This window comes from Erythrobacter sp. 3-20A1M, assembly GCF_018636735.1.
Taxonomy (GTDB): Bacteria; Pseudomonadota; Alphaproteobacteria; order Sphingomonadales; family Sphingomonadaceae; genus Alteriqipengyuania.
In genome coordinates this window covers 1,065,540-1,089,251 of sequence record NZ_CP045200.1, presented here as the reverse complement: position 1 = coordinate 1,089,251, position 23,712 = coordinate 1,065,540, and the positions used below count along the sequence as shown (strand labels likewise).

General features: G+C 64.0%; 21 protein-coding genes. 6 read left to right on the top strand and 15 right to left on the bottom strand.

Features of this window, described 5'->3' with window-relative positions:
• Positions 1-118: 118 nt before the first annotated feature.
• Positions 119-1,165 (top strand): beta-1,4-glucuronosyltransferase WelK, encoded by a 1,047-nt coding sequence (gene welK / locus F7D01_RS05385; RefSeq protein ID WP_215229184.1) that lies wholly within the window; start codon positions 119-121, stop codon positions 1,163-1,165.
• Positions 1,166-1,171: 6 nt separating this feature from the next.
• On the opposite strand, the gene F7D01_RS05380 is transcribed toward welK, so the two are convergent.
• Positions 1,172-2,611: an SGNH/GDSL hydrolase family protein gene (locus F7D01_RS05380; protein ID WP_215229183.1), complete on the bottom strand. Its 1,440-nt coding sequence runs from the start codon at positions 2,609-2,611 to the stop codon at positions 1,172-1,174.
• Positions 2,612-2,631: 20 nt separating this feature from the next.
• Complete coding sequence (locus tag F7D01_RS05375) at positions 2,632-2,895, bottom strand: hypothetical protein (protein WP_215229182.1); 264 nt, start codon at positions 2,893-2,895, stop codon at positions 2,632-2,634.
• A gap of 90 nt (positions 2,896-2,985) precedes the next feature.
• Here F7D01_RS05375 and F7D01_RS05370 point away from each other — a divergent pair, with 90 nt between their 5' ends.
• Complete coding sequence (locus F7D01_RS05370) at positions 2,986-4,017, top strand: glycosyltransferase family 2 protein (protein ID WP_215229181.1); 1,032 nt, start codon at positions 2,986-2,988, stop codon at positions 4,015-4,017.
• A gap of 167 nt (positions 4,018-4,184) precedes the next feature.
• Complete coding sequence (locus F7D01_RS05365) at positions 4,185-5,354, top strand: right-handed parallel beta-helix repeat-containing protein (protein ID WP_215229180.1); 1,170 nt, start codon at positions 4,185-4,187, stop codon at positions 5,352-5,354.
• 60 nt (positions 5,355-5,414) lie between these two features.
• Here the strand turns inward: F7D01_RS05365 and F7D01_RS15410 are convergent, their stop codons facing one another.
• The 4 genes from F7D01_RS15410 to F7D01_RS05350 form a co-directional block, all read right to left on the bottom strand.
• On the bottom strand, positions 5,415-7,124 hold the full coding sequence (locus F7D01_RS15410; protein ID WP_215229179.1) for a right-handed parallel beta-helix repeat-containing protein: 1,710 nt from the start codon (positions 7,122-7,124) through the stop codon (positions 5,415-5,417).
• 240 nt (positions 7,125-7,364) lie between these two features.
• Entirely contained in the window at positions 7,365-8,210 is an 846-nt protein-coding gene (locus tag F7D01_RS05355) for an HlyD family type I secretion periplasmic adaptor subunit (protein ID WP_251567196.1), read from the bottom strand.
• On the bottom strand, positions 8,183-8,716 hold the full coding sequence (locus F7D01_RS15155) for an HlyD family secretion protein (RefSeq protein WP_251567082.1): 534 nt from the start codon (positions 8,714-8,716) through the stop codon (positions 8,183-8,185). The genes F7D01_RS05355 and F7D01_RS15155 overlap by 28 nt, the downstream gene beginning before the upstream one ends.
• Positions 8,713-10,422 carry a type I secretion system permease/ATPase gene (locus tag F7D01_RS05350; protein ID WP_215229178.1) on the bottom strand — a complete coding sequence of 570 codons (1,710 nt, stop codon included), beginning with the start codon at positions 10,420-10,422 and terminating at the stop codon, positions 8,713-8,715. The genes F7D01_RS15155 and F7D01_RS05350 overlap by 4 nt, the downstream gene beginning before the upstream one ends.
• A gap of 199 nt (positions 10,423-10,621) precedes the next feature.
• Between F7D01_RS05350 and F7D01_RS05345 the strand changes: the two genes are divergently transcribed.
• Positions 10,622-12,145, top strand: a complete 1,524-nt coding sequence (locus F7D01_RS05345) for a TolC family outer membrane protein (RefSeq protein WP_215229177.1) — start codon at positions 10,622-10,624, stop codon at positions 12,143-12,145.
• A gap of 101 nt (positions 12,146-12,246) precedes the next feature.
• Here F7D01_RS05345 and rfbD read toward each other — a convergent pair whose 3' ends face one another.
• From rfbD to F7D01_RS05325, 4 genes are all read right to left on the bottom strand, one after another.
• Entirely contained in the window at positions 12,247-13,155 is a 909-nt protein-coding gene (gene rfbD, locus F7D01_RS05340; RefSeq protein WP_251567079.1) for a dTDP-4-dehydrorhamnose reductase, read from the bottom strand.
• Complete coding sequence (gene rfbB, locus F7D01_RS05335) at positions 13,145-14,227, bottom strand: dTDP-glucose 4,6-dehydratase (protein WP_215229176.1); 1,083 nt, start codon at positions 14,225-14,227, stop codon at positions 13,145-13,147. Before rfbB ends, rfbD begins: the two co-directional genes overlap by 11 nt.
• The gene (gene rfbC / locus F7D01_RS05330; protein ID WP_371819686.1) at positions 14,224-14,805 is read right to left on the bottom strand and encodes a dTDP-4-dehydrorhamnose 3,5-epimerase; all 582 of its coding nucleotides are present in this window, start codon (positions 14,803-14,805) and stop codon (positions 14,224-14,226) included. The genes rfbB and rfbC overlap by 4 nt, the downstream gene beginning before the upstream one ends.
• A gap of 112 nt (positions 14,806-14,917) precedes the next feature.
• Positions 14,918-15,757 (bottom strand): 2OG-Fe(II) oxygenase, encoded by an 840-nt coding sequence (locus F7D01_RS05325; protein ID WP_215229175.1) that lies wholly within the window; start codon positions 15,755-15,757, stop codon positions 14,918-14,920.
• Positions 15,758-16,313: 556 nt separating this feature from the next.
• Between F7D01_RS05325 and F7D01_RS05320 the strand changes: the two genes are divergently transcribed.
• Entirely contained in the window at positions 16,314-17,606 is a 1,293-nt protein-coding gene (locus F7D01_RS05320; RefSeq protein ID WP_215229174.1) for an exopolysaccharide biosynthesis polyprenyl glycosylphosphotransferase, read from the top strand.
• Here F7D01_RS05320 and F7D01_RS05315 read toward each other — a convergent pair.
• A complete protein-coding gene (locus F7D01_RS05315) occupies positions 17,603-18,205 on the bottom strand; it encodes an NTP transferase domain-containing protein (RefSeq protein WP_215229173.1) in 603 nt (200 codons plus the stop codon). The two genes, F7D01_RS05320 and F7D01_RS05315, sit on opposite strands and share 4 nt — an antisense overlap.
• Complete coding sequence (locus F7D01_RS05310; RefSeq protein WP_215229172.1) at positions 18,198-19,028, bottom strand: XdhC family protein; 831 nt, start codon at positions 19,026-19,028, stop codon at positions 18,198-18,200. Before F7D01_RS05310 ends, F7D01_RS05315 begins: the two co-directional genes overlap by 8 nt.
• Positions 19,029-19,131: 103 nt before the next feature.
• Between F7D01_RS05310 and F7D01_RS05305 the strand changes: the two genes are divergently transcribed.
• Complete coding sequence (locus tag F7D01_RS05305) at positions 19,132-19,983, top strand: MaoC family dehydratase N-terminal domain-containing protein (protein WP_215229171.1); 852 nt, start codon at positions 19,132-19,134, stop codon at positions 19,981-19,983.
• A 2-nt stretch (positions 19,984-19,985) separates the two neighbouring features.
• Here F7D01_RS05305 and F7D01_RS05300 read toward each other — a convergent pair whose 3' ends face one another.
• From F7D01_RS05300 to F7D01_RS05290, 3 genes are read right to left on the bottom strand one after another with little or no spacing between them, the layout of a single operon-like run.
• Positions 19,986-20,507: a molybdenum cofactor guanylyltransferase gene (locus F7D01_RS05300; protein WP_215229170.1), complete on the bottom strand. Its 522-nt coding sequence runs from the start codon at positions 20,505-20,507 to the stop codon at positions 19,986-19,988.
• The gene (gene fdhD / locus F7D01_RS05295) at positions 20,504-21,304 is read right to left on the bottom strand and encodes a formate dehydrogenase accessory sulfurtransferase FdhD (protein WP_215229169.1); all 801 of its coding nucleotides are present in this window, start codon (positions 21,302-21,304) and stop codon (positions 20,504-20,506) included. The genes F7D01_RS05300 and fdhD overlap by 4 nt, the downstream gene beginning before the upstream one ends.
• Positions 21,305-21,320: 16 nt before the next feature.
• Entirely contained in the window at positions 21,321-23,684 is a 2,364-nt protein-coding gene (locus F7D01_RS05290; protein ID WP_215229168.1) for a DNA translocase FtsK 4TM domain-containing protein, read from the bottom strand.
• Positions 23,685-23,712 lie beyond the last annotated feature (28 nt).

Below are 23,712 nucleotides of genomic sequence, written 5' to 3'. Positions count from 1 at the left end.
ATTGCGAAGGTTGCGATGGAAGCTGGACCGCACGAGTAAAGAGCCGCTTCCCTAGCAAGATTGGCCGGAGAATGAACAGCTTTTTGCCTAAGCGGTTCGGAGCGGGACAGGGGTCAAGATGCGATCGCAGATTTCACGTGCATCCGGCGAAGAGCCCGTAGGCAGCAGTCTCAGACTGTGCTTGGCCGCTTCGGGTGGCGGCCATGTGCGCCAGCTGCTGGATCTCGAGCCGTTATGGCGCGACTATCGCAGCTTCTTCGTGACCGAGGATACCGCGCTTGGAGAATCGATCGCGGCAGATCGCGAATGCTATTTCGTGCCCCATGTCGCGCTCGGCCAGGCGAAGCTGGGCAATCCGCTGGCGATGCTGATGGGCGCGCTGCGTAGCATCGGTACTTCGTTTTCCATCATCCGGCGAACGCGGCCCGATGTCGTGATCACCACCGGAGCGGGATCGATGATCTTCGTCATGATGTGGGCCAAGCTGTTGGGCGCGCGCACGATCCTGGTCGATTCTTTTGCCCGGTTCGAGGAACCATCGGCCTTCGCGCGGCTCGCCGCACCGCTGGCCGATCTGCGCATCGCCCAGTCGAAGCGATCTGCCGAGAAGTGGAAGGGCGCGCTCGCCTTCGATCCGTTCAAGATGATCGATACGCCGCGCCCTGCCAAGGAACCGCTGATGTTCGCGACGGTGGGTGCGACCCTGCCCTTTCCCCGCCTGGTCGATCTCGTCCGGGGCGCACGAGCCAAGGGGCAGATCCCCGAACGCATCGTGCTGCAGGTCGGGAAGGGTGCGGACTGCGAGAGCGACGATGAGAATTTGCGCTGTGTCGAGACGCTGCCCTTCGACGAGGTCAGGAGCCTGCTGGACAAGGCCGACCTGGTTGTCTGCCATGGCGGTACGGGTTCGCTCATCACCGCGTTGCGGGCCGGGTGCCGCGTGATCGCCGTCCCGCGCCGGTTCGAGCAGGGCGAGCATTACGACAACCACCAGGCGGAAATCACGGAAACCTTCCGCCAGCGCGGGCTGCTGGAAACTGCCGATACCCCTGAGGAGTTCGCGCAGGCGCTCGAGCGGGTGCGTGGCCGCGAACCCTTGCGCGCGACCACGGACCCGAGCGATCTGATCGCCTATCTCCGGGAGTGGATAGAAGAGAAGGCGTGAACGCGCCTACGCGATCGCCGCGTAGCCGTACTGCGGCGTGTCGCCACCGCTCGCCATGACCTTCGTGCCGTAGATACTCGGGTGGGTGGTATCGAGTACGCCGCCGACGGTTTGGAAGTAGGTGGCGTTTTGCGCGTCGAAGGCGAAGGGCGCAAAATCATCGCCGTGCCCGCCGCCGCTATCGCGGATGCGTTGCAGATCGATAGCGGTTCCACCCAAGACATCGGTAGAGAAGCTGTCGAGAATGCGGTCATGCAGGTCGACCGACGTCTCTCCCGCATCGCACGCGATATTCGCCATCTGGTATGGGCGCCAGCCGCGAGCGACCACCCCGTTTGAGTTCGCATTCCAATAGGAAAGGATGGCCTGATACGTCTGTTCGGGCGAAAGTCCGCCGGAAGAGGTGTCGTTACGCCCGACCTGGAATGCCAGGATATTGTCGCCCACCCGGTCGCCCAGCTTGGCAGAGGGCCACCCATTGGCGGTGTCGCGACGGTTTACCGCATCGCTCGTCATGGCTCCGGCGATCGCCATGTTGATGACCCGCACGTTGCCAGCAACCAATCCCATCCCCGGTTCGGTAAGCGCCATGGCCGTGTTGTCGCCGGTCGGTATCTCCGAGCCCCCGGCGGTAATGCTGTCGCCTTCGAGAATGAGATTTCTGACGAGAGGCGTTAAGGAATAGAAATCCATCAGCACCCTTGAGACGCTGTCCGCCTGTTCCGTGCTCAGTTCTCCGGTGAAGAGGACGGCGCAATAGAGGTCGAACCCCGACAGGTTCGAATCATTATAGGCATACCCGCCGAAGCGCCCCCCTTTGCAATCGGTATGGGTGGACCCTGAGGCGGAATCCGCGCCCCGGACTCCGTTCATATAATAGAGCAGGCCCCCATTACCGCCAGTCCGGGAAGCCACGCCGAAGCATGCCAGTTGCGATCCCGCGGCCATATGGGCGGCGTTTGTGGTCGCATTATATCCTGCCCTGTTGGTACAGCGAAGCCATGGAGCCGCGCCGCCCGATCCGGTGGTTGCGAACAGCGCGCCCAGCGTATTCGCGCGAGTAACCCCGTCGCTCTGATACTTCGTGGAGAAGAAGCTGCAGCTATTGGTGCGTTCGTGGTGCCGTCCGACAATGAATAGGGTGAAGGATCTGGGCGTCACGGTGAAGCTGTCAGGCAGGTCCAGGCTTGCCCCGTCCTCGAACCGCCAGCACTTCGTACCGGCACCGTCGATTCTCTCTACCGGGCCGGTTCCGGTCGTAAGAAGATCGGGGGAACCGGGCGCGGCGACGACCCGGGTTATGCGGTCGCCCGATTTGGTCGTTTCCTCGCTGTCGGGATGGTAGAGAAACGCCGGCAGTAGGCCGGTGCTCGAGAAATCGGGACGATCGGGCTTGGGGGGCGGGGGCGGCCCACCTCCAGGTCTATGGAGGGCCGCCGTGTTCAAGCTGCAGTCCAGCACCATGCTCACGCGAGCCCCACGATGGTTCCGGCAGTGGTGCCGTTGGCGCGAACATGACTGGCCCGGATGGGCAACAATTGCCCCGCCTGGGCCGTGACGGCCACGTCGTGATCGCTGTCGGTGGCGCGCAACACGACCGTGCCAGGCTGTCCGATCAGCAACGCCTTGGGCAAGAGTGGAAGCGCTTCTTCGTCACTTGGCGTGATCGCGAAAGCCTGTCGCGCCGGGGCGGTTACCGAATCACCATAATTTCCAAAACGGTCTGTCATCAAAAACCTCCTGCGGTTAGTGCATATGAGCAACGACGCGGGGCGTAACCTATATGGTTATCTGTAGGAAAGGCGTTTGCGATAATGGTGATGGTATCGAGCACCCGTGACCCCGGAATGGCGGTCATACTGGTCAACTATCGGGGGGCGCACGACACGATCGAATGTCTGGCCTCTCTGTTTTCCGGTGACACCATCCCTTACGTGATCGTCGCCGACAATGCCTCGGGCGATGGGTCGGTGGACAGGATAACGGCATGGGCTGACGGGGAGGGGAGCGTTCCGGTCGCCAACCCTGCGCATGCGAACGAGGCCTACGATCGAATCGAGCGACCGATCGCGTATGAAGTGCTGGGGCCGGACGAGTTGCAGGAAGGCGTCCGGAAGCCCCTCACGGTGATCGAAACCGGAGGTAATCTCGGCTTCGCGGGGGGGAACAATCGCGGGCTCGAACTGGCGCTCAACAATCCCGAAATCGACATTCTCTGGCTGTTGAACAACGATACCATCGTCGAGGCCGACACTGTTAGGAAGCTGCGGGAAGCATTCGTCAGCGCCCCCCAACATGCCATGCTCGGCACCCCGATCCGGCTGTATCACGACCGCGATCGCCATCAGTTGCTGAACGGAATGCGCTTCGACAAATGGACCGGCGCTGCGGCTGGCATTGGGGGTGGGTCGCCGATCGACGGCCCGTTCGATCGCGATGCCGTTATCGCCCAGAGCGACTTCGTATGCGGTGCCTCGCTAGCGGTCACACGCGACTTTGTGGAGGATGTGGGACTGCTCGAAGAGCGCTTCTTCCTCTATTACGAGGAAATCGACTGGGCGATGCGGGCCCGGGGCCGTCACCAGACGGGCTTCGCCGACCAGGCGGTCGTCTATCACAAGGAAGGGGCATCCGCCGGTTCCGCCAGTCGGTTGTCGCGCCGCGCGCGGTCTCCGCTGTCGGAGTACCATCATATCCGCAGCAAGATGATCTTCTGCCGCAAGCACTTCCCGGCATTGCTGCCGCTCTATTTTGCGCAGAACCTTGCAATTCTAGCGCGACGGGTGGCGCGGCGGCAGCCGGCGCAGGCGCGGGCGGTTCTGCGTGCGACCTTCGGACTCCCGCTCGACTGAGGCGCTGACCCGCTGACGGGGCGTGCGTGTCGGTCCCGTAACACGCCCCGTCCGATAACCGGGCTTGCCGGGCGCGGGTGGAATGCCCACACTCTGCGGCAATATACGCTGCCGCCAGCTTCGGTTCACACCTGTGCGAGCACCCGCCGCGAGTGAGGAATTCAACCATGCCGACCTTCGCCAAGAGCACCACACGCCGCATCGCGATCGCGATGGGCCTCCTTCTCGCAAGTGCGGCCTGCGGACAGCCCGCAGCGCAAGCCAACGACCAGGCGTCCGAAAGCGTGGGCGAAACGGTCGTATCCTCGGTCGCGCAATTGGAACGGGCGGTCGCGAGTGCGACGCCGGGAAGCGTGATCCGTATCTCCAGCGGCCGCTATCCGGCGGTTTCGCTGAAAGACATCCGCAAGAACGGCAACGTTACGATTATGTCCGCTGATCCCGCCAACCCCGCGATTTTCTCGCGCCTGTCATTGCGCGACGTTTCCGGCCTGACACTTTCCCACCTTTCGATCATCCCGGACGAAGGTGTTTCAGAGCGTTACGCCTTGCTGGCGCTTAATTGTCAGGACGTCGAATTCAGAAATCTGACCTTTCGCGGGGCAGGCGACCGAATCAACCGGAGCATCGGCCCAGCAGTCATGCTGCGCAGTTCCAGCAATATCCGGTTCCTGCGAAGCAATTTCGCATTCTTCCGGCACGGATTGGCGATGCTCGACCTGAAGAACCTGATCATCGCCCAGAATGAATTCGATAATCTTCAGACCGACGCGATTCGGGGCGGCGGCGTGAGCGATGCGATTATCGAGAACAACGTGATGACGGGCTATCATCCCGCGCCGAAGGACCATCCCGACGGGATACAGCTGTGGTCGACGCATCAGGACGAACCCGGGCGCAACATCGTCATCCGCGACAATCTGGTGGTGCGGGGCGAGGGCGGGCCGACGCAAGGGGTCTTCATCCGCGACACGAAGAAGAAGATGCCGTTCGAGAATGTCGAGGTGTCCGGAAATCTGGTGATCGGCAGTCTCTATAATGGGATCGCCATGGGAGGTGTTCGCGGCGGCGTGATGAGAGATAACGAGGTTATCGCCTATCCCGATCGAAAGAGCTGGATCCGGATAGGCAATTCGGGCGATGTGCGAATGACGGGCAATCGCGCGTCTAAATATGTCATTCGCGATAATGTCGGCCGCATCGAACAGAGCGAGAATCGCGAAACCGAACCGACGTCTAGCGACCTCGGTGCGCGAATTCAGCAATGGGTCGCGACGAAGCCTGGCTTTGCCGAATACCGCGGCCCAGTTCTTAAAAAGCTGCTGCAGTCCCGATAAACAATTGCGCCGGGTATGACACCCGGCGCAATCGCATCAGTAAATCTGTCGAGTGGGCCTTCACAGCCACATATCGGCCTTGCTCAACGTGTGCACGCCTTCGAGCTTGAGGAAGAAATCGGCGACACCATCGCCGTCTAGGTCTCCGCCCATGAGCAGACCGTCCGCGTGATCGGTGTAATTCAATTCACCCGCGCGGCCAGTGAAAGCCGCGGCACCGATGAAGGTGAAGTTCTGGTTTCCTGACATCAGGGCGTTGGCATCCATCGCCTTGAAATTGAGCCGATCTTCTCCGGTCGTGAAATCCGTGATCGTATCGTAGGCGTCGCGCGTCAGATCGCCATCGAGGAAGGCGAATCGGTCGTTGCCCGCCCCCCCGGTAAGCGTGTCGGCACCCTCTCCGCCTCGCAGAAGATCCGAGCCGTTGCCGCCGATCAGGAAGTCGTCGCCATCGCGACCGAAGAGCGAATCGTCGCCGTCCCCACCCATGATGCGATCATTGGCCGTTCTCGCATAGGTACCGAAAAGCGACTCTCCGGCGTCCGTCCCATGGATATCCACGAACGACGGACCGCCATCTACAGGCACATCCACGGTGCCTTCGCCAGCAGGTCCCTTCCCATCGGACTCAAGCGGCACGTCCGTATCGGGTTGGGGGGTGGGAATGTGGATCGAGCCCGGATCCGGTGCGTTGTCGGGTTCCGGCGCAGGAGTTGGCTCGGGGGTCGGTTCGGGCGCGGGAGCCGGAGCTTGCCCGCTCTCGAACGCGGCAATGTACTCCGCGGCGCTGGACCCGGGCGGAACCGCATCCGCCATCGAGGCGTAATCGGCGCCTTCCGGCAACAGGGTGTTATGGTCAAAATGCGGACTATCCCGATCGTCGAAGGAATATCTGGTCGCCTCGTTATCGACGATCGTGAAGTCCTTCTCGCGGTTGACGCGAATCCAGGAACGCTGGTCCGGATATCCCGCGACGATGTTGTCCGACAGTGTGCCGCCCACGACGCCTCCGATGGCGATGCCGTTGTACAGACCGCCAAGGACGATATTGTCCGTGATCGTCACATTCTCGAACGGCAGTTCCTTGTGCGTATCGCGGATGAAGATACCCTGGATCGGGTCGCCGTCGCCGCGCACCACCACATTGCCGGTGATGGTGATATCGTGCGCGGCGGTGTCCTGATGGGTCGACCACAGCTGGATACCGTCCGGATGGTCGTTTTCCGCGGGATTGAAATTGGTGAAGTGGTTGTTCGAGATGACGGCTTCGGAGACGCCGCCGCCCCGGATGCCGTCGGTGCGGATGTCGTGAAAGCTGTTGCCGTCGATTACCGCGCCGGTCACGTCTAGCAATTTGAGTGCGTGCTGGAGATCGTAGAATTCGGAATTGGTAACGCTGACATTCGTGCTTTCGCGAATCATGAATGCTGAGGATTCCTGCGCCGAACCCAGGCCGGCGGGGCCGTGCACCGTGATATGATCGAAGCTTATGTCGTCGGTCGCGTAGAGCAGGAAGACATTGTTCCCACCCTCGACGGCGTGAAAGTCGATGTTGGAGAAGTCGATGCCAGACGCGCTCTTGATCGACATGCTGGTAATCGTTGCCGGATCGTTTGGATCGAGCGAGGTGATGCGAAGACCCGCCTGCTGGATGTCCTTGATGGACACGTTATCGTACCTGCCCGGCGCAAGGTATATCGTGTCACCGGGCGACGAGTTTGCAATCGCCTGTTCCAGCTGTTTCGTATCGCCCACGTAAAAGTCGGTCATTTCAAGCTCCTGGTGTCGACCGGACCGGTCCCTTTGAGGACGGTCGCCCCTGTTTCGATTCAGGCTCTTGAATACCCCGCGATTTGTAACGACGGCCCAAAAGCTAGGGTTAACGCGTGACGCCTGCTCGAGCAGACACACAGTCAGCGGCGATTGCGGGAATCGCCGCGAATCCGATGATCGGGGCTATCGCGCGCCCGGTTACGCGGCTTAAGATTTACTCGAGCGTAACCATGTACTTCAATTGGAGCGGAAAGAGCGCCGCAGCTGATCCGTCAAGGGGCGCAGGAAAAAGCTCAGCATCGTGCGCTCGTTGGTCTGGATGAACGCCTCCACCGGCATCCCGACTCGCAGCTTCACATTGCCCAGCCTGCGCAGCTGGTCTTCGGGGATTTCGATCGTCACGCGATAGAAGGTGTGGCCTGCATCGTCGGTCGCGCTGTCCGGAGAAACGAAGGACACCACGCCCTCGATCTCCGGGGTTGTCTGTCGGTTCAGTCCGCTGAACAGCAGGACGGCCTTCTGCCCCTCATCGATCTGGTCGATATCGTTCGGCAGGATGCGGGCCTGGACGGTCAGATCGTCGGCATCGGGCACGATCTCCAGCAGGGTTTCGCCTGCCGGGATGACCGCGCCGATGGTCTTCACCGACATCTTGTCGACGATTCCCGCTTCCGGCGCGCGGATCACCGTGCGGTCGAGCGTGTCGTCCGCCGCCACCTTCTGCTTCTTGAGATCGGCGAGCGCCGACTGGACCCGAACGAGTTCCTCGGCCGCCGCACTCTTGTCCGTGGCTCCGACAGTGCCCGCCTGTGCCCGGAATTCGCTGATCCGCGCCTGTGCTTGCTGGATGTTGGCCGAGGCAGTCTGCCGATTCGCATCGAGGCTGGCGGCGGACCGTTCCAGCGCGTTGAGCCGGTCCAGCGTCGTCAGCTTGTCGCGATAGAGCTCGCGAGTCTGTTCCAGTTCCTCGTCGATCAGGGCGGACTGGCGGGCATAGGAGTTGAGCTGGCTGCGATAGGCCTGAATATCGGCGGCGGCCTGTCGGCTGCGTTGGCTCAACTGCGCGACCTGCGCCCCCGCGATTCGCGTCCGACCTGGAAATTGCGCCGCTCGTTGCGCATGATGGCGGCGACTTCCGGGTCGTCCGCGCGACTGGTAAGCTCGGCGGGGAAGACCAGCCCGGTTCCGTCGCGTTCCGCCTTCAACCGCGCTTCGAGCGCCAGCAATTGGTCGACGCTCTGTCCCGCAAGGTCGGAGGTCGCGCCGCTGACGGTGGTATCGAGCCGCAGCAGCGGCTGGTTCTTCTCGACCCGGTCGCCATCGGCGACAAGGATATCGGACACCACTCCGCCGAAGGGATGGCCGATGTGTTTCACCGATCCTTCTACCGCGACCGCGCCGCTGGCGATCACCGCGCCGGTCATCGGAATGAAGGCGGCCATGCCGCCCAACCCGAATACCAGCACCGCGATCGCGATCAGGCCGATGCGAATGGTGCGTTGCAGTTGCGGCTGCGTCGTCTCCTCGACGAACTGCGAATAGGTCGACAGCGCCGTGCTCTGCGTGGGGCGGGTCACCAGCTCGTTCATGCCTGGCCTCTCAGCTGCTTTTCGTTGGCCGAAATCTTGCGGACGTTGAACTGCGATTCTTCGGTCGTGCTGAACCGCTCGAGCCGGCCGGCATTCATCACCAATACGTGGCTCATGTAGGTCAGAATGCTGGGCCGGTGGGCGACGACGATCACGATAGCGCCGCGCGCCCGGGCACCCTCTATCGCCGCGACGAGCGCGCGTTCGCCGTCGGCATCCAGATTGCTGTTGGGTTCGTCCAGCACCAGCAGGAAGGGGTTCTTGTAGAGCGCGCGGGCCAGTGCGAGCCTTTGCATCTGCCCCGCCGAAAGCGTGCCGCCTTGGGGGCCGAGCATGTGATCGTAACCGCCGTCGAGCCGGACGATGAAATCGTGCAATCCGGCCTCGCGGGCCGCGGCGAGAATATCTTCCATCGCGGCATCAGGCTCGAACCGGGAGATATTCTGCGCCACGGTACCCGGAAACATGTCGATCGATTGCGGGACATAACCGATCGTGCTTCCCAGCGTTTCGGGTGCCCACTGGTCGAGAGTCGCGCCGTCCAGCCGGATGTGTCCCTGCAAAGCGGGCCAGATTCCGCAAATCGCCCTGACGAGCGAGGATTTGCCGGACCCGCTGCGGCCGACGACCGCCAGTGCGTCCCCCTTCTGCAGCGAGAAGCTGATATTGCCGATCGTGACCTTCTTCATCCCCGGCGGGCCGGAAACCAGCGAGATCACTTCCAGCTTTTCGGTCGGCAGGGGCAGTGGAGTCGGGTCCGTCCGCTCGGGCACCTGGTCGAACATGCCGCCCAGCCGCCGCAGGGCCTGCACGCTGCTGACCGCGCTTTTCCACTGGGCGATGGTCTGTTCGATAGGAGCGAGCGCCCGTGCCGACAGGATCGAGCCGGCAATGATGATACCTCCGGTCGCCTCCCCCTGGATCACCAGATAGGCACCGAGCGCTAGGACAAGCGACTGGAGAAACATCCGCAGCCCCTTGGTCAGGCTGGTCATCCCGCCGGAGGTGCGGGCCAGCTTGTCGCTGAGCACCGTATTGTCGCGCTCCAGTTCGAGCCAGCCGCGCTCCTGGTTGCGCATCATGCCCATGGCCTGCAGCGTTTCGGAACCCCGCCTAATATTTTCCGCGGCGGTGTACCGGCTGGCGGAAAGTTCGGCCACTTCCCGCACCCGGCGCGAGGTCATGCGGTCGGTCGCGATCATCAGGATGACGAGGGTTATCACGCCGAACAGGGCCAGCAGCCCAAGGCTCCAGTGGAACAGGAACAGGACCCCCAGGAAGAGGAGCACCCAAGGCAGGTCGAGAAACGCGAGCGGACCGGCACTCGAGAGGAAACTGCGAATCTGGTCGAGGTCGCGGATCGGCTGGCTGGCATTGCGCAGGGGGCCGACCGACAGTTCGTAGCGCGATACCAAATCCAGCACCCGCTTGCTCAGGCGGCTTGAGGCCAGCGTGCCCAGTTGCACCATGATCCGAGAGCGGATGTAGTCTAGCCCGCCCAGGAACAGATAGACCACGATGATGATCCCGAGCAGGCCTATGAGAGTCGGTACGCTGCGGCTCGGCAGAACCTCGTCATAGACCAACAGCATGAAGAACGAGCCGCCCAGCATCAGCACGTTCAAGACCGCGCTGATGAGGACGATCGGCACCAGCGCGGGCCGCAGCGGCCGCAAAGCCTGTTTCAGTTCCTTGCCGAGTGTCATCCTCAAATAATCCGCACTTTCGGCCTCTGCCAGCTTCTCTTAGGCGAGGGTGCGTTTACGCCGTGCATAAGATCGAATCACCCGCTTCGAAGAACTTTCGACCAGCGACCTAGCTGGTATATACTTAAACAGAGTTAACCATGCACGTGTCGGGGGGACCATGCCCAGTATAACAAGGCGAGCGATCCGGCGGGGTTTGTTGCTGACCGTCGCCCTGGTCGCAGCCCCGCTTCACGCCGAAACGCTCGCAGACGCGCTGGCGAAAGCGTATCAGAGCAACCCGGAGCTGGAGGCTCAGCGCGCGCGCACCCGCGCGTCGGACGAGGTCGTCACGCAGGCTAAGGCGCAATTTGGCCCCCAGATCTCTGCCAGCGGCAGCTATGTCTATGCCGCGGAGCGCACGAATGGCGTGTTTGGCGGCGAACGCGACGGGGCCACGCACACATACGAGGTGACGCTCGATCAGCCTCTCTTCACGTCGGGCCAGCTCGCCGCCAATCTCAATTCGGCCGAAGCGGGGCGGCTCGCGTCGCTCGAACAGTTGCGTTTCACCGAACAGAATATGATCGCCGATGTGGTGATCGCCTACGTCGCGGTGCAGCGCGATCTGGCGATCTATCGCGTGCGGACGCAGATCGCGCAGCTGCTGGACGAACAGTTCGCAACGACATCGGAACGCCTGCGCTTGCGCGACGTGACGATCAGCGATCTCGAACAGACCGACAATCGCCGACAGGTCGCCTTGGCGCAGGCGCGCGAAGCGCTCGCTTCGCTACAGGGAAGCGCGGCGAATTACCGTCGGCTGGTCGGCAATTACCCCACCGACCTGGCCCCGCTGCCCATGCCGCCGGAACTGCCGGGGCTGCAACCGCTCTACGCCCTGGCCGAACAGCACAGCCCGCAAATCCTCGCCTCGCGGTACAACGAGCTCGCCTCGCGCGAGACGCTGGCACTCCGCCGGGCGGAGAGGGGGCCGGTAATTTCCGGTACGGCGTCGGCGCAGCGTTCGCCCCTGTCGCAATTCAGCGACCTGTCGCGATCGCAGGCCTTTTTCGTGGGCGTGTCAGTCCGTATGCCGCTTTATACCGGCGGTGCGCTGACATCGCGCGTGCGCGAAGCGCGCGAGCTGAACGAGGCGGATATTTTCGATGTCGAGCAGGCGCGGCGATCGGTGCGCAGTACCATCGGGGCGCGCTGGGCGCAGGCAGAGGCCGCCACCTCGGCGACCCCGATCTACGAGAACTCCATCCTCGCGGCGCAACGGGCGCTGGAAGGTGTGCGTCGGCAGGAGCAGGCGGGCACGCGCACCTCGCGCGACGTTCTGATTGCGACCAACGACCTGCTGGAATCGCGCGTCGCCGCGATCGGTTCGGCGGCGAACGGCTACGCGGCGACCGTCCTCGCGCTCGCCGAGGCGGGTCTGCTCGATGTCGCGCAGTTCGGGGCCGATGTCGCGCCCTACGATCCGCTGGCCTACGATCCGGCCCTGTCTGACCTTGCTGGCCTGCCGCTGCGTCCCCTGGTCGATCCCCTCGACAGCCTGGTGCTCGACGATGGCCGCGATATGCCCGATGTGGTGGAGGAGAACGACGGAACCTACGCATCGCCTCCGGTCGGCGCGAACGGGCAGACGATGCCTTCGGCGGTCATTCCGAACCCGCACATTTCGGAGGATCCGAGCGCTCCCGCAACGGTGCCGCAAGGCCCGTCTTATCAGCCTTAGGCAGAGATAGTCCGCCGGCTCCCTCGATTTCGATGCCCGTCGGGGCCCGAAGGTAATCGAATCCGGTCGTGGCCGAGTTCGATCACTTCGGTGTCGAGCGGTCAGTCGGCGGTCAAACGATCCACGATGTCATCTACCGCTTCTTCCCAAGGGGTCGGAGAAAAGCCGAAGTCCCTAGCGAATTTCCCGGTATCCAGCCGTGAATTGGCCGGGCGTTTCGCGGGCGTGGGATAGTCCGAAGTGGCGATAGGCTCGACGGTGACCGTCCTGCCCGTGGACCGGGTCGCCCGGTCCACAACATGCCGGGCCAGCCCATGCCAGCTCGTCGAACCGGAGTTGGTGAAATGATAGACTCCGGTCGGCGAATCGGCGTCGCCCGCCAGCCGCTTCCCAACCGTCAGAATGGCGCGGGCGATATCATGCGCGGATGTCGGATTGCCGAACTGGTCAGCGACCACGCGCAATTCATCCCGCTCTTCCGCGAGTCGCAGCATGGTCTTCACGAAGTTCTTTCCGAACGGGCTTACCACCCAGGCGGTACGCAAGATCACGCTGCGACAGGCGCTGGCCAGAACGGCTTGTTCCCCCGCCAGCTTGGTGCGGCCATATGCGCCGGTCGGACCGACATCGTCCTCCTCACGATAGGCGCGCCCGGTCAATTCGCCGTCGAAGACATAGTCGGTCGAGATGTGGACCATACCGATTCCCGCGCTCGCCGCCGCCTGCGCGAGTACGCCCGGGGCATCCGCGTTGATGCGCCGGGCGAGGTCCTCCTCGCCCTCCGCGGCATCGACGGCGGTGTAGGCGCCGCAATTGACGATCAGTTCGGCATTGGTCCGGCGAAGGAGTTCGTCGACATCGCCCGGCTGCGCAAGGTCCAGTTCGGAACGGTCCGGCGCGCAAATTTGGACCGAAGCAGCCGGGGCGAGTTCGCGCAGGGCGGAGCCGACCTGCCCGCTCCCCCCGGTTACGAGCCAGGTTTGCCCCACAGCTTGCGGATCAGCCGCCAATGCCCACCCTTTCCGCACGATATCCGCCCGACAGGATGTCTTCCCACCAATCGCGGTTATCGAGATACCACTCTACCGTGCGACGCAGCCCGCTCTCGAAGTTCTCGGCAGGCTTCCAACCAAGCTCGCGCTCGATCTTCGACGGATCGATGGCGTAGCGGAAATCGTGGCCTGGGCGGTCGGACACGAACGTGATCTGCTCGCGATAGCTGGCCCCGTCGGCGCGGGGGGAAAGATTGTCCAGCACATCGCAGATGCCATGCACCACCTGCAGATTGGTCCGCTCTGAATGACCGCCGATCATGTATGTTTCGCCCGGCGTGCCGCGATCCATGGCCAGCGTCAGCGCGCGGGCGTGGTCGTCGACGAACAGCCAGTCGCGCACGTTGCTGCCATCCCCATAGACAGGCAGTGCCTCGCCCCCGACCGCGCGAATGATGACCAGCGGGATCAGCTTTTCCGGGAAGTGGTAGGGCCCGTAATTGTTCGAGCAATTGGTGATGATCGTCGGCAGGCCATGGGTGTGGTGCCACGCGCTGACCAGATGATCGGACCCCGCCTTGGACGCCGAATAGGGCGAACGCGGATCGTAGGCCGTGCTTTCGGTGAAGTACCCCTCGTCGCCCAGCGCACCGTAGACCTCGTCGGTCGAGATATGATGGAACCGGAAGGTGTCCTTCTGCGCCCCTTCCAGCCCCTTCCAGTACCGCGTGGCGGCCTGCAGCATCTCGAACGTGCCGACGATGTTGGTCTGGATGAACTGCGCCGGCCCGTCGATCGAGCGATCGACATGGCTCTCCGCCGCCAGATGCATGATTGCATCGGGCCGGAAATCCTCGATGGCCGCGGCAACCGCTTCACCGTCGCAGATATCGGCCTGGACGAAGCGATAGCGCGGATCGTCGGCCACATCCTTCAGCGATGCGAGGTTGCCGGCATAGGTCAGCTTGTCGAGGTTCAGCACCTCCGCCTGCGTTTCGCCGATCAGGTGGCGCACCAGCGCCGAGCCGATGAAGCCCGCGCCGCCGGTAACGAGGATACGTCGTTGGTCGATCAGTGTCGCCTCCGTCATTGGGAATCGGGCCCGGTGCCCAGGATTTTCTCGAATGGCTGCCCGTCATAGCTGAAAGGGCTGTCGAATGCGGCCAGCGTCGACAGCTCGCGATCCTTTGCCGATAGTTCGGGCTCGCCGTCGAGCGGCCAGTCGATGGCCAGCTCGCGATCGTTCCAGATCACGCCGATTTCGCAATCCGGCGCGTAGTAATCGCTGACCTTGTAGATCACCTCGCAATCGGGTGTCAGCGTGACGAAGGCATGCCCGAAACCCACGGGAACGTAGAGCTGGCGACCTTCGTCGCTGTCGAGGTTGGTACCCTCCCAGCGCCCGTATGTCGGGGACTCGGCGCGCAGATCGACGACCACGTCCCAGATCGCGCCGCGCACGCACCGGACGAGCTTTGCCTGCGCGGAGGGCGGCGCCTGGAGATGGATTCCACGAAGCGTACCGCGCGCCGCCGAGTAGGAGTGATTGTCCTGGACGAACCGGTCCTCGATCCCCTGTTCGGCCAAGGCCTTCGCATTGTAGCTTTCAGTGAACCATCCCCGCGAATCGCCGAAGCGCCGGTGGGTGAAGCAGACGGGCAATTGCACGGTAGTGGAAACCTCTTTCTGTGCGGCGTGGGGAGGGCGTTATGCCCGGCGTGGCAGCGTGCCGTCCACCGCATGGGATGTCACGGCGGACCGAAGTCCGGCGATGGGCGAACTACCAGGCGGAGAAATTGTCGGTGGAAATATTGATGTAGAGAAAGTCGCGCTCCACGTCCTGGCTCTGCAAGGCATTCACCCCGTGATAGCTGTTGTTGGAGCACGGAAAGAACACACCGAGATTTTCCTTTGGTACGATGGTGGCGACCACCTCGACCTCCTCCGGGTGGGGGTGCCGCGCATGATCCTGGGGCGCTTTTTCATCCTTCAGCGCGTAGATATTGAGTTCGCCGCCCGTCGTTCCCGCCTCTTCCAGGTCCGTGAAGTAGATAATCAGGGAGCACAGTCGATTGCGGCGGTCGCAATGCGGTGGCTTCGCATAGCCGCCGATGCTTTTCTCGACATCGAGGCGGGAGAAGAGCCGAACCGCCTCCTTTCGTCCGCCGTCGCCGTGCTTGAACAGCTTGCGCCCGAGGGATTTGGCGCGATCGGCGAGGGTCTGCGTTTCCGTCAACACCTCGCGCCCTTCTACGCGCTCCCTGTCGTAAGCCTCGGGGTCGACATTCACCTTGCACCCGAGCGCGTCCAGTCGATCGCCGAAGAGTTCGTTGAACTTGCGCACGAACTCGGGGGAATTGATCCAGGCGTCGAAGCGCTTCCAAGCGGGAGAACTTTCGATCAGCTGCGCATAGGCCGCATCGCCGCGATAGATGTCGAAGCCGGTTCCCTTGCCGACCCGGCTGCCAACGCCTCCGCTCGTTTCGCCTTGCTCCGCGAAAGCACGTGTCTGGGGAAAATCCCGGCGCAGTTCGCGATAGAGATCATCGGGCAGGATTCCCTGTTTCACCGCGTGGGGGAAGGGCGACGCTGCTACGTCGGACGGAGAGAGATTCAACATGGTCTCATTTCCCTTGGCCGGCACCAACCGCCAGCTTGCCTAACATCCCGAATCGGGTGTGCTGTGGCATTGTTTGCACCGAAGAGCGAGTCAACGACGCGACACATAGCTGTGCCCTTTTCGGATTTGCCGACGGCCGAGCGTTAACACGATCAATGGGCTGCCACACCACTTTCGCGTGGGTATTCGTGCAACATATACAGGGTTAATACTCGGCGCGGTAAAACCGCTAGCGAGTCGCGAAACCGGAATCGCTGCGTTGCGATATGGGGTCTATGAATAAGCTTAGGGAATGTTAAGATTGCCGGGCAGCCTGTTCCGCTTTGAGACCGAAGCAACGCAGCGTTAGCCAATACCGACAACCGAGGATAGGACGAAAACTGCTCGTTTTTGAGCAGGAAGCACCGTTGCCACGCAGCGTAAATCGACGGAGGTGGAAGGCTCCATCATGTATCTAAGCGTCGACAAAGCCGATCCCTCTCCAGAGCCGGTTGCGGGTTATCGACCTTCGAATCTGCGTAATTCCGCGAAATTGCGCTTCCTGCTCTACACCGTGATGGCTGTCACCGATTTGGTCGCGCTGTCCGCGGGCATGTTTCTCGCCGCCGCGCTATCGCAGGGTTTGCACGCTGCGACCTTGTGGTTGCCCCTCGCCTTCACGGTACCGATTTACGTCACTTGCGGCCTTTTCGCCGGGGCCTATTCGCACGAGGCGCTGGTCGCCCTGCATGTGAGCTGGTCGCGGGCGTTCAAGGGCATCGCCCTCACCCTGCTGCTCGGTATGTTGGTGGTCGGCGCGATCCAGCAAAGCGTGCCCATGCCACCGCGAGCCGCCTGGGCAGGTCTGGCGATGGCTCTCATTCTCGTTCTGGCGGGACGCGCGGCGATCAACGTGGTCGTTCATCGCGTTCTGGCCCGTCCGATTATTTCCCGCGTTTACGTCGTCGATGGAACGGACCTGCGCGACGCCCCGCCGGGCTATACGCTGCTCGACTGCGGATCGACGGACCTTGCGCCTTCGTGCAGCGATCCGGTGATGCTCGCGCGGATCGCCGCCATACTCTCCCACACCGATCAGATCATCGTGTCGTGCCCGCCCGAGCGGCGCGAGAGGTGGTCGGTCGTGCTCAAGGGGCTGGGGCGCGATGGCGGCATACTGGTTCCCGAATTCGGCAATCTCGGCATGCAATATTCCTCGCTGGCTCCCGGTTATCCGGTGGTGCTGGTCAGCAAGGGACCCCTCAGCCTGCGCAACCGCGCGATGAAGCGTGCGCTCGATCTCGCGATCACGGTGCCGATTCTGATAGCACTGGCCATTCCGATGGCCATCGTCGCGCTGCTGATCCGGCTGGACAGTCCTGGCCCCGTAATCTTCCGCCAGAAGCGGATCGGCCAGCACAACCATATGTTCGAAATCTTCAAGTTTCGCAGCATGCGGGTCGAAAGCTGCGACGGAGACGGCGCGCGATCCACCGGGCGAGACGACGACCGAATCACCACGATCGGACGTTTCATCCGCAAGACCAGCATCGACGAAATTCCCCAGCTCATCAACGTGTTGCTGGGCGATATGAGCCTGGTCGGGCCTCGCCCTCATGCGGTGCAGAGCCGCGCGCAAGAGCTGTTGTTCTGGGAAATCGACAACCGCTATTTCCTGCGCCACGCGATCAAGCCGGGCATTACCGGCCTCGCCCAAGTGCAAGGTTATCGCGGTGCCACGGAGCGCAAGGAAGACCTGACACACCGTCTGCGCGCCGACCTTGCCTATTCCACCCAATGGTCGATCTGGCTGGACCTTGCGATCCTGCTGCGGACCGTGCGCGTGCTGATTCACCAGAACGCCTACTAAGGGGACGTCCGCCGCATCCTTTCGAGCAAGAGGCACTCGACGGGCGCTAGATCGGCGGAAACATCGACATCGCACAGCGCCTCCGGCTCCGGCGACTCGACCAGTTCGATCTCCTCGCCCCAGTCGTGCTGGGCCGCGCCACCAGCCGAGAGTTGGGAAAGCGCCGCGAAACAGCGCGCCGGGAAAGCCGCGGGAACACCCGGTCGGCCATCGGGGTAGCGGGTGAAGGCAATGGCGTCCCCATCCGCAAGGGCAATAAGGTGCTCGGACGGGACCAGCGGCATATCCGCCAGTGCGATCACCATCCGGTCGAATCCGTGCGTGGCGGCATGGCGGGCGGCGACGGCGATCGACCCGCCGATCCCTCGCTCGGCCGCCGGATTTACGGCGAGGTCCCACCCCGCAAGATCCGCGACGAAGGCTGGCGCGGCTGGAGGAACGACGATCAGCCGCCCCGTCGCCGGTAACTGCTGCAAGGCTGACGCCGCCCATGCGCCGAGCGGCCTGCCTGCGACCGACGCATCCAGCTTGCCACCTCCGAAGCGCCGCGCGGCACCAGCCGCCAGCAACACCATAAGGATACGGGGACGCTCATCCATGCGGATGGAGCGCTTCGTATTCTCCCACGATCTCGCCCAGGATGGACAGCGCCAGAGTGCGCGGCGTCCGTGATCCCGGAATGATCCCGATGGGCCCGTGGATGCGCTTGATCTCGGCCTCGCCCACTCCGGCCAGCCTCAGCTTCTCCTCGCGAGCTCCCCGCGCCGTCGCGCCGCCCTGGGCCCCGATATAGAAGCCCGGCCCGGTCACCGCGTGGCACAGGAGCGGTACCTCCCACTCGTGATCGTGGAATAGCAGCACCGTCGCGGTCCTGTGGTCGGGCGGCGGCAGGTCGGGCATCTGCCCGAGCGACAGCGAGCCGGTCTCGACCCGCTCGAAGCCGATGCCGCACGCAGCCGACAGTGTTTCGAGCGCGCCAAGCTCAGGGTCCTCGCCATAGCCGCGCACGCGCAGGGCGGGCTGATATGCGCGCTGCGACAAAAGATCGTTGGCGGGCAGGGTCAGGTTCGCCGGCTCGCGTTGCTCGAGCTTGGCCAGCACCGCCCGACAGGCGTCGCGATCGGGCGCCGGATCGAGCAGTATATCGAGCCCGCCCCCGCATGGCAGGCGAAAGTCGATCTGCGGCGAGCCATGGCCGTAGCGGCGCACATCGTGCCGGGGCATAGCGGCGATATCGCTGGCCAGCTGACGCTCCAGGCATCCATCGGCGAGGCTGCCGGTGACGCTCCCGTCCGGCCGGATGGCGAGCTGTGCACCGATGCGGCGCGAGAAGCTGCCCTCGATCCCGACGATGGTACACAGCGCGACGCCCGGCTCGCAAGCGGCGGCCAGCGCGGCGTGGTCGTCTTCGATCGGTGTCATGGGTAGGGAAGCCTCGGCGGTTGGAGTGCCCGATGTAGGCCTTGCGCGGCCTCCGCCAAGCCCATGCTGGTCTTCACCCATCGCGGGGGCTAGTTCCGGAAGTATGACCGACGAGGAAATCCTGGAGCGCCACATCGGCCGCGAAGAAACCACCTGGGACCAGGTCGACCCCGAGCGGATGCGGCGGCTCGCCGCTTTGCTCGATCGCGACTGGGAGGAGAGCGATACGCCCCCGCCGCTGGCGCATTTCGTCCTGTTCCGCCCCGATGCGCGCGAGTCGCGGCTGGGGGTGGACGGACATCCGGTGCGCGAGGCGGAGGGCATGCTGCCCGCGATTTCGCTCCCGCGTCGCATGTGGGCGGGCAGCCGTATCCGGTTCGAAGCGCCGCTGACCACCGGCATGGCGCTGGTGCGGACGTCCCGGTTGACGAAGGCTGTGGCGAAGCGCGGTCGCTCGGGCGACATGGCCTTCTGCACCGTCGAACATTCGATCCGGGCGGAGGGTCAGGACGCCCCCCTGATCGTGGAGGAACAGGACCTCGTCTATCGCGAGGCGCATCGTAGCCCGGACCTCGCCGTGCGCCGCGCGCCGGAACCCGAATTCGCAGCCAGGCACACCGCAGGGTTCACCCCCGGACCGGTCGAGCTGTTCCGCTACAGCGCGCTGACCTTCAATTCGCACCGAATCCATTACGATGCGGATTATGCGCGGTCGGTCGAGGGCTATCGTGACTGCGTGGTCCATGGTCCGCTGCTGGCGACGAAACTCTTCGAGTATCTCGAGACAATCGCCCGGGGGCGCCGGATTGCCGAATTCGCCTTCCGCGCCGTCTCGCCCAGCTTCGTAGGGGAGGATCTGACGTTGGGCGCGGCGATCGACGGGGATGCGGCACGGTTGATCGTCACCCACGGCGATGGCGTCGCGGTGACGGGCGAAGCAACACTCGGCAGTTGAGGTCAATCGCCCTGCAGCGCCGCGAGATCGGCGCGGGTGTTGATATTGGCGGGTACTTCGCCCTCCACAGCGCGCGCCCCGCACGCCTGAGCCAATGCGCGCATCGAGTGCTTCCCGTCGCCTGCGAGGATCGCCTCGACCGCTTCGAGCGCCTCGACCGGCCAGCATCCGATCACCGGCTGGCTGGCGAGGTAGGCAGGAGCCGGGGCGAGCATGTTGCGTAGGTTTTCAGGCAGGCCCGGCGCGTCGACGCCACAGGTCAGCACGCAGGCGAAGCCATGCTCGCGCGCGTATCGCAGCGATCCGGCGATGCCGCCCAGTGGCCCCATTCCGGGACCCGGATAGTCGGGCGTGGACGCAATGTCGGCCATCTCTCGCCCGACGACCACCACGCGCTCACACTGTATCGCGAGCGCAGTGACGGCATGACCGAGCAGCGTCTGTCCGTTCAACCGGGCGAGTGCCTTGTCGCTGCCGAAGCGGCTCGCCCGGCCACCCGCAAGCACCGCGCCGAGCATATTCATGCGAACAGGCCGTGCGGATCGTGCGCCACCAGCGCGGTGTCGTCGCGGGCGAGCGCAACCAGGGTCAGTCCGGCGCTGCGAGCGCGGTCCACCGCGAGGCTGGTCGGGGCGGAGATGGTCACCAGCAAAGGGCACCCGGCCCGAACGGTCTTCTCCACCAACTCGTAGGAGCAGCGCGCGCTCAGGATGACGAAGCCATCCGCCATGTCGAGCCCAACCTGCGCGCAATGGCCGACCAGCTTGTCGAGCGCATTGTGCCGCCCGACATCCTCGCGCGCGGCGAGGATCGTCCCTTCGGCATCGGCGAAGGCGGCGGCATGCACCGCCCCCGTTTCGCGCGATAGGGGCTGGTGTTTGCGCAACGCACCCAAGGCTGCGATTAGTGCCTCTGGGTTGGCTAGTGGTCTGGCGGTGAGGGGAGGGAGAGGTCGCAGCACGTCCTCGATGCTTTGCAAGCCGCATAGTCCGCAACTGCCCTCGGTCACGCGCAGCCGGACCCGGTCTCGCAGCGGCTCGGCACGGGTCGGCGGCAAGTCGGCCCGCACGATCACACCGCCATCGATCTGCGCGACCGTAATCTCTCCCAGCTCATCCGGCGTCTCGACCAACCCCTCGGACAGGGCGAAGCCGAGCGCGAAATCCTCCAGCTCGGTCGGTGTCGCCATCATCACCGCGTAGGCGAGACCGGCGAATTCGAACGCCACCGGCACCTCCAGCGGCACCGCGCGCGTAATGTCGCCCGCACCGGCGCCCGCCATGCCGATCTCTTGAAAGGTGAAGTCGCGGCTGCCGCTCATGCTGGCAGGTGAACCGTCAGAGCGGACTGCCGTCCCGGTCGCGGAAAATCTCGCGGCGGCCGACGTGATCGGCCGCACCGACCAGCCCTTCGCCCTCCATCCGCTCGATCCACTTGGCGGCGGTGTTGTAGCCCACGCCCATCTGCCGCTGGAGCCACGATCCGCTCGCCTTTTGGTTCTCGAACACGATCTGGCATGCCTGGCGGTACTTGCGCTCTTCCGGATCGTCGCTCGCGGTCAGCTCGTCGTCGAAGCCGAAACCGCCGTCCTCAGGTTCTTCGGTGACGGCATCGACATATTCGGGCTTGCCCTGGCCGCGCCAATGATCGGCAACCCGCTCGACCTCTTCGTCGGAAACGAACGGGCCGTGGACGCGGATCATTGCGCCGGTATTGGGCTTGTACAGCATATCGCCCTTGCCCAGCAGCTGCTCGGCACCCTGTTCGCCCAGGATGGTGCGCGCGTCGATCCGGCTCGTCACCTTGAAGCTGATGCGGGTCGGCAGGTTCGCCTTGATTACGCCGGTAATGACATCGACCGAGGGGCGCTGCGTCGCCATGATCAGGTGGATGCCAGCCGCGCGGCTTTTCTGAGAGAGGCGCTGGATAAGCACCTCGATCTCCTTGCCCACCGTCACCATGAGGTCGGCCAGCTCGTCCACGATCAGCACGATCAAGGGTAGCGGCTGGTAATCGAGCTGCTCCTCCTCGTACAATTCCTCGCCGGTGTCCGGATCGAAGCCGGTGGAGACGCGGCGGCCCAGCGGCTTGCCCTTCGCCGCCGCCGCGCGGACCTTCTCGTTGAAGCTGGAGAGGTTGCGCGAATTGATGCTGCTCATCATCCGATAGCGCCGCTCCATCTCCTCGACCGCCCATTTGAGCGCGCGCACCGATTTGTGCGGCTCGGTCACCACGGGGCTGAGGAGGTGGGGAATATCGTCGTAGGTCTTGAGCTCCAGCACCTTGGGATCGATCAGGATCAGGCGGCATTCGTCGGGCGTGAAGCGATAGAGGAACGACAGCAGGATCGCGTTGAGCCCGACCGACTTGCCCGAACCGGTGGTGCCCGCGACCAGCAGGTGCGGCATCGCTGCCAGGTCGGTGACGATCGGCTCGCCCGAAATATCCTTGCCCAAGATCATCGGCAGGCCACCCTTCGCATCGGCGAAGGCGGCGCAGCTCGCCAACTCCTTGAAATTGACCATCTGGCGGTGCGCATTGGGCAGTTCGATACCCATCACGGTCTTGCCCGGGATGGGCGAGACGCGGGCGCTGATCGCGCTCATATTGCGGGCGATGTCTTCAGCCAGGCCGATGACGCGGCTGGCCTTGATGCCGGGCGCGGGCTCCAGCTCGTACATGGTGACGACGGGTCCGGTGCGGACCGCGGTGATCTCGCCCTTGACGTTGAAGTCGTCGAGCACGGTTTCCAGCAGGCGGGCGTTTCTTTCCAGCGCCATCTTGTCGAGCTTGGGCGCCGCGCTTCCATCGCCTTCTTCCAGCAGGTCGAGGCTGGGGAGGTCGAAGCTGGCGAACATGTCCCGTTGTTTCGCTGCCTTTGCCGGATCGGCCTTGCGCGGCGCGGCGCTAGGGGCGGCGATCTCGGGTGCGCGGCGCGCGGGGGCGAGGGAGGGCGCGTCGTCCCGCTCTTCTTCGCTATCCGTTGTCGGCGTGGCCCGCTTCGCACGGCGCGGCATGCGGGGTTTGCTCTCGCCCGGATCGCTCGCGGCCCGGTCGAGCGCCCGGCGATGGAGGAACAGCGGCAGGGTCAGCAGCCCGCGCCAGTCGATCGCGAAGACGCGCGTCACCAGCGCCAGCCCGCCGCCCAACGCCAGCAGCGCCACGGCCAGGATCACCCAGCCGGCCGCACCGCCCGCCACTCGCGTGGCGATCGCCGCGGTGGCCTTTGCCCCCAACAGCCCCGTGATGCCGCCGAGCCCGGCGGGGAGCGAACCGCCCGGCCCATCGAAGGCGAGCGACAGCACGATCGACAGCAGCGCCATGCCCGCGACCAGTGTGAGCACCGGGCGCCACCAGCGCGTTTCGGTGTCGCGGTCTTCTTCCTCGACATCGCGCCACAGCTTGCGCGCGCCGACATAGAGCAGCGGCAGCAACAGCGCGCCGGTGATGCCGAACAGAAACAGGACGCGTTCCGACGCCCAAGCGCCAGCGCCGCCCATCCAGTTGGAGACGTTGCCGGCGGCGGCCGCGGTTGAGGGGCTCGGATCGGTCTGGGTGTAGCTGAGCAATGCGAGCCCGAGGAACAGCATCGCGCAGAACAATGCCCCCGCGCCCGTCATCTGCGCCGCGCGGCGCAGGCTGCGACGGAAGGCCGCGCGAACGTCGGCGGCGGATTGGGGCGAAAGTGCACGCGTAGCCATGGGGATCCTTGCAGGTCTCGGCGCTCAT

What these genes read in the sequence shown, in the direction of transcription:
- welK (WP_215229184.1), top strand. Translation starts at nt 119, where the DNA reads ATGCGATCGCAGATTTCACGTGCATCCGGCGAAGAGCCCGTAGGCAGC.
- F7D01_RS05375 (WP_215229182.1), bottom strand. Translation starts at nt 2,895, where the DNA reads ATGACAGACCGTTTTGGAAATTATGGTGATTCGGTAACCGCCCCGGCG.
- F7D01_RS05370 (WP_215229181.1), top strand. Translation starts at nt 2,986, where the DNA reads ATGGTATCGAGCACCCGTGACCCCGGAATGGCGGTCATACTGGTCAAC.
- F7D01_RS05365 (WP_215229180.1), top strand. Translation starts at nt 4,185, where the DNA reads ATGCCGACCTTCGCCAAGAGCACCACACGCCGCATCGCGATCGCGATG.
- F7D01_RS15410 (WP_215229179.1), bottom strand. Translation starts at nt 7,124, where the DNA reads ATGACCGACTTTTACGTGGGCGATACGAAACAGCTGGAACAGGCGATT.
- F7D01_RS15155 (WP_251567082.1), bottom strand. Translation starts at nt 8,716, where the DNA reads ATGAACGAGCTGGTGACCCGCCCCACGCAGAGCACGGCGCTGTCGACC.
- F7D01_RS05350 (WP_215229178.1), bottom strand. Translation starts at nt 10,422, where the DNA reads ATGACACTCGGCAAGGAACTGAAACAGGCTTTGCGGCCGCTGCGGCCC.
- rfbB (WP_215229176.1), bottom strand. Translation starts at nt 14,227, where the DNA reads ATGACGGAGGCGACACTGATCGACCAACGACGTATCCTCGTTACCGGC.
- F7D01_RS05325 (WP_215229175.1), bottom strand. Translation starts at nt 15,757, where the DNA reads ATGTTGAATCTCTCTCCGTCCGACGTAGCAGCGTCGCCCTTCCCCCAC.
- F7D01_RS05320 (WP_215229174.1), top strand. Translation starts at nt 16,314, where the DNA reads ATGGCTGTCACCGATTTGGTCGCGCTGTCCGCGGGCATGTTTCTCGCC.
- F7D01_RS05315 (WP_215229173.1), bottom strand. Translation starts at nt 18,205, where the DNA reads ATGGATGAGCGTCCCCGTATCCTTATGGTGTTGCTGGCGGCTGGTGCC.
- F7D01_RS05310 (WP_215229172.1), bottom strand. Translation starts at nt 19,028, where the DNA reads ATGACACCGATCGAAGACGACCACGCCGCGCTGGCCGCCGCTTGCGAG.
- F7D01_RS05305 (WP_215229171.1), top strand. Translation starts at nt 19,132, where the DNA reads ATGACCGACGAGGAAATCCTGGAGCGCCACATCGGCCGCGAAGAAACC.
- F7D01_RS05300 (WP_215229170.1), bottom strand. Translation starts at nt 20,507, where the DNA reads ATGAATATGCTCGGCGCGGTGCTTGCGGGTGGCCGGGCGAGCCGCTTC.
- fdhD (WP_215229169.1), bottom strand. Translation starts at nt 21,304, where the DNA reads ATGAGCGGCAGCCGCGACTTCACCTTTCAAGAGATCGGCATGGCGGGC.
- F7D01_RS05290 (WP_215229168.1), bottom strand. Translation starts at nt 23,684, where the DNA reads ATGGCTACGCGTGCACTTTCGCCCCAATCCGCCGCCGACGTTCGCGCG.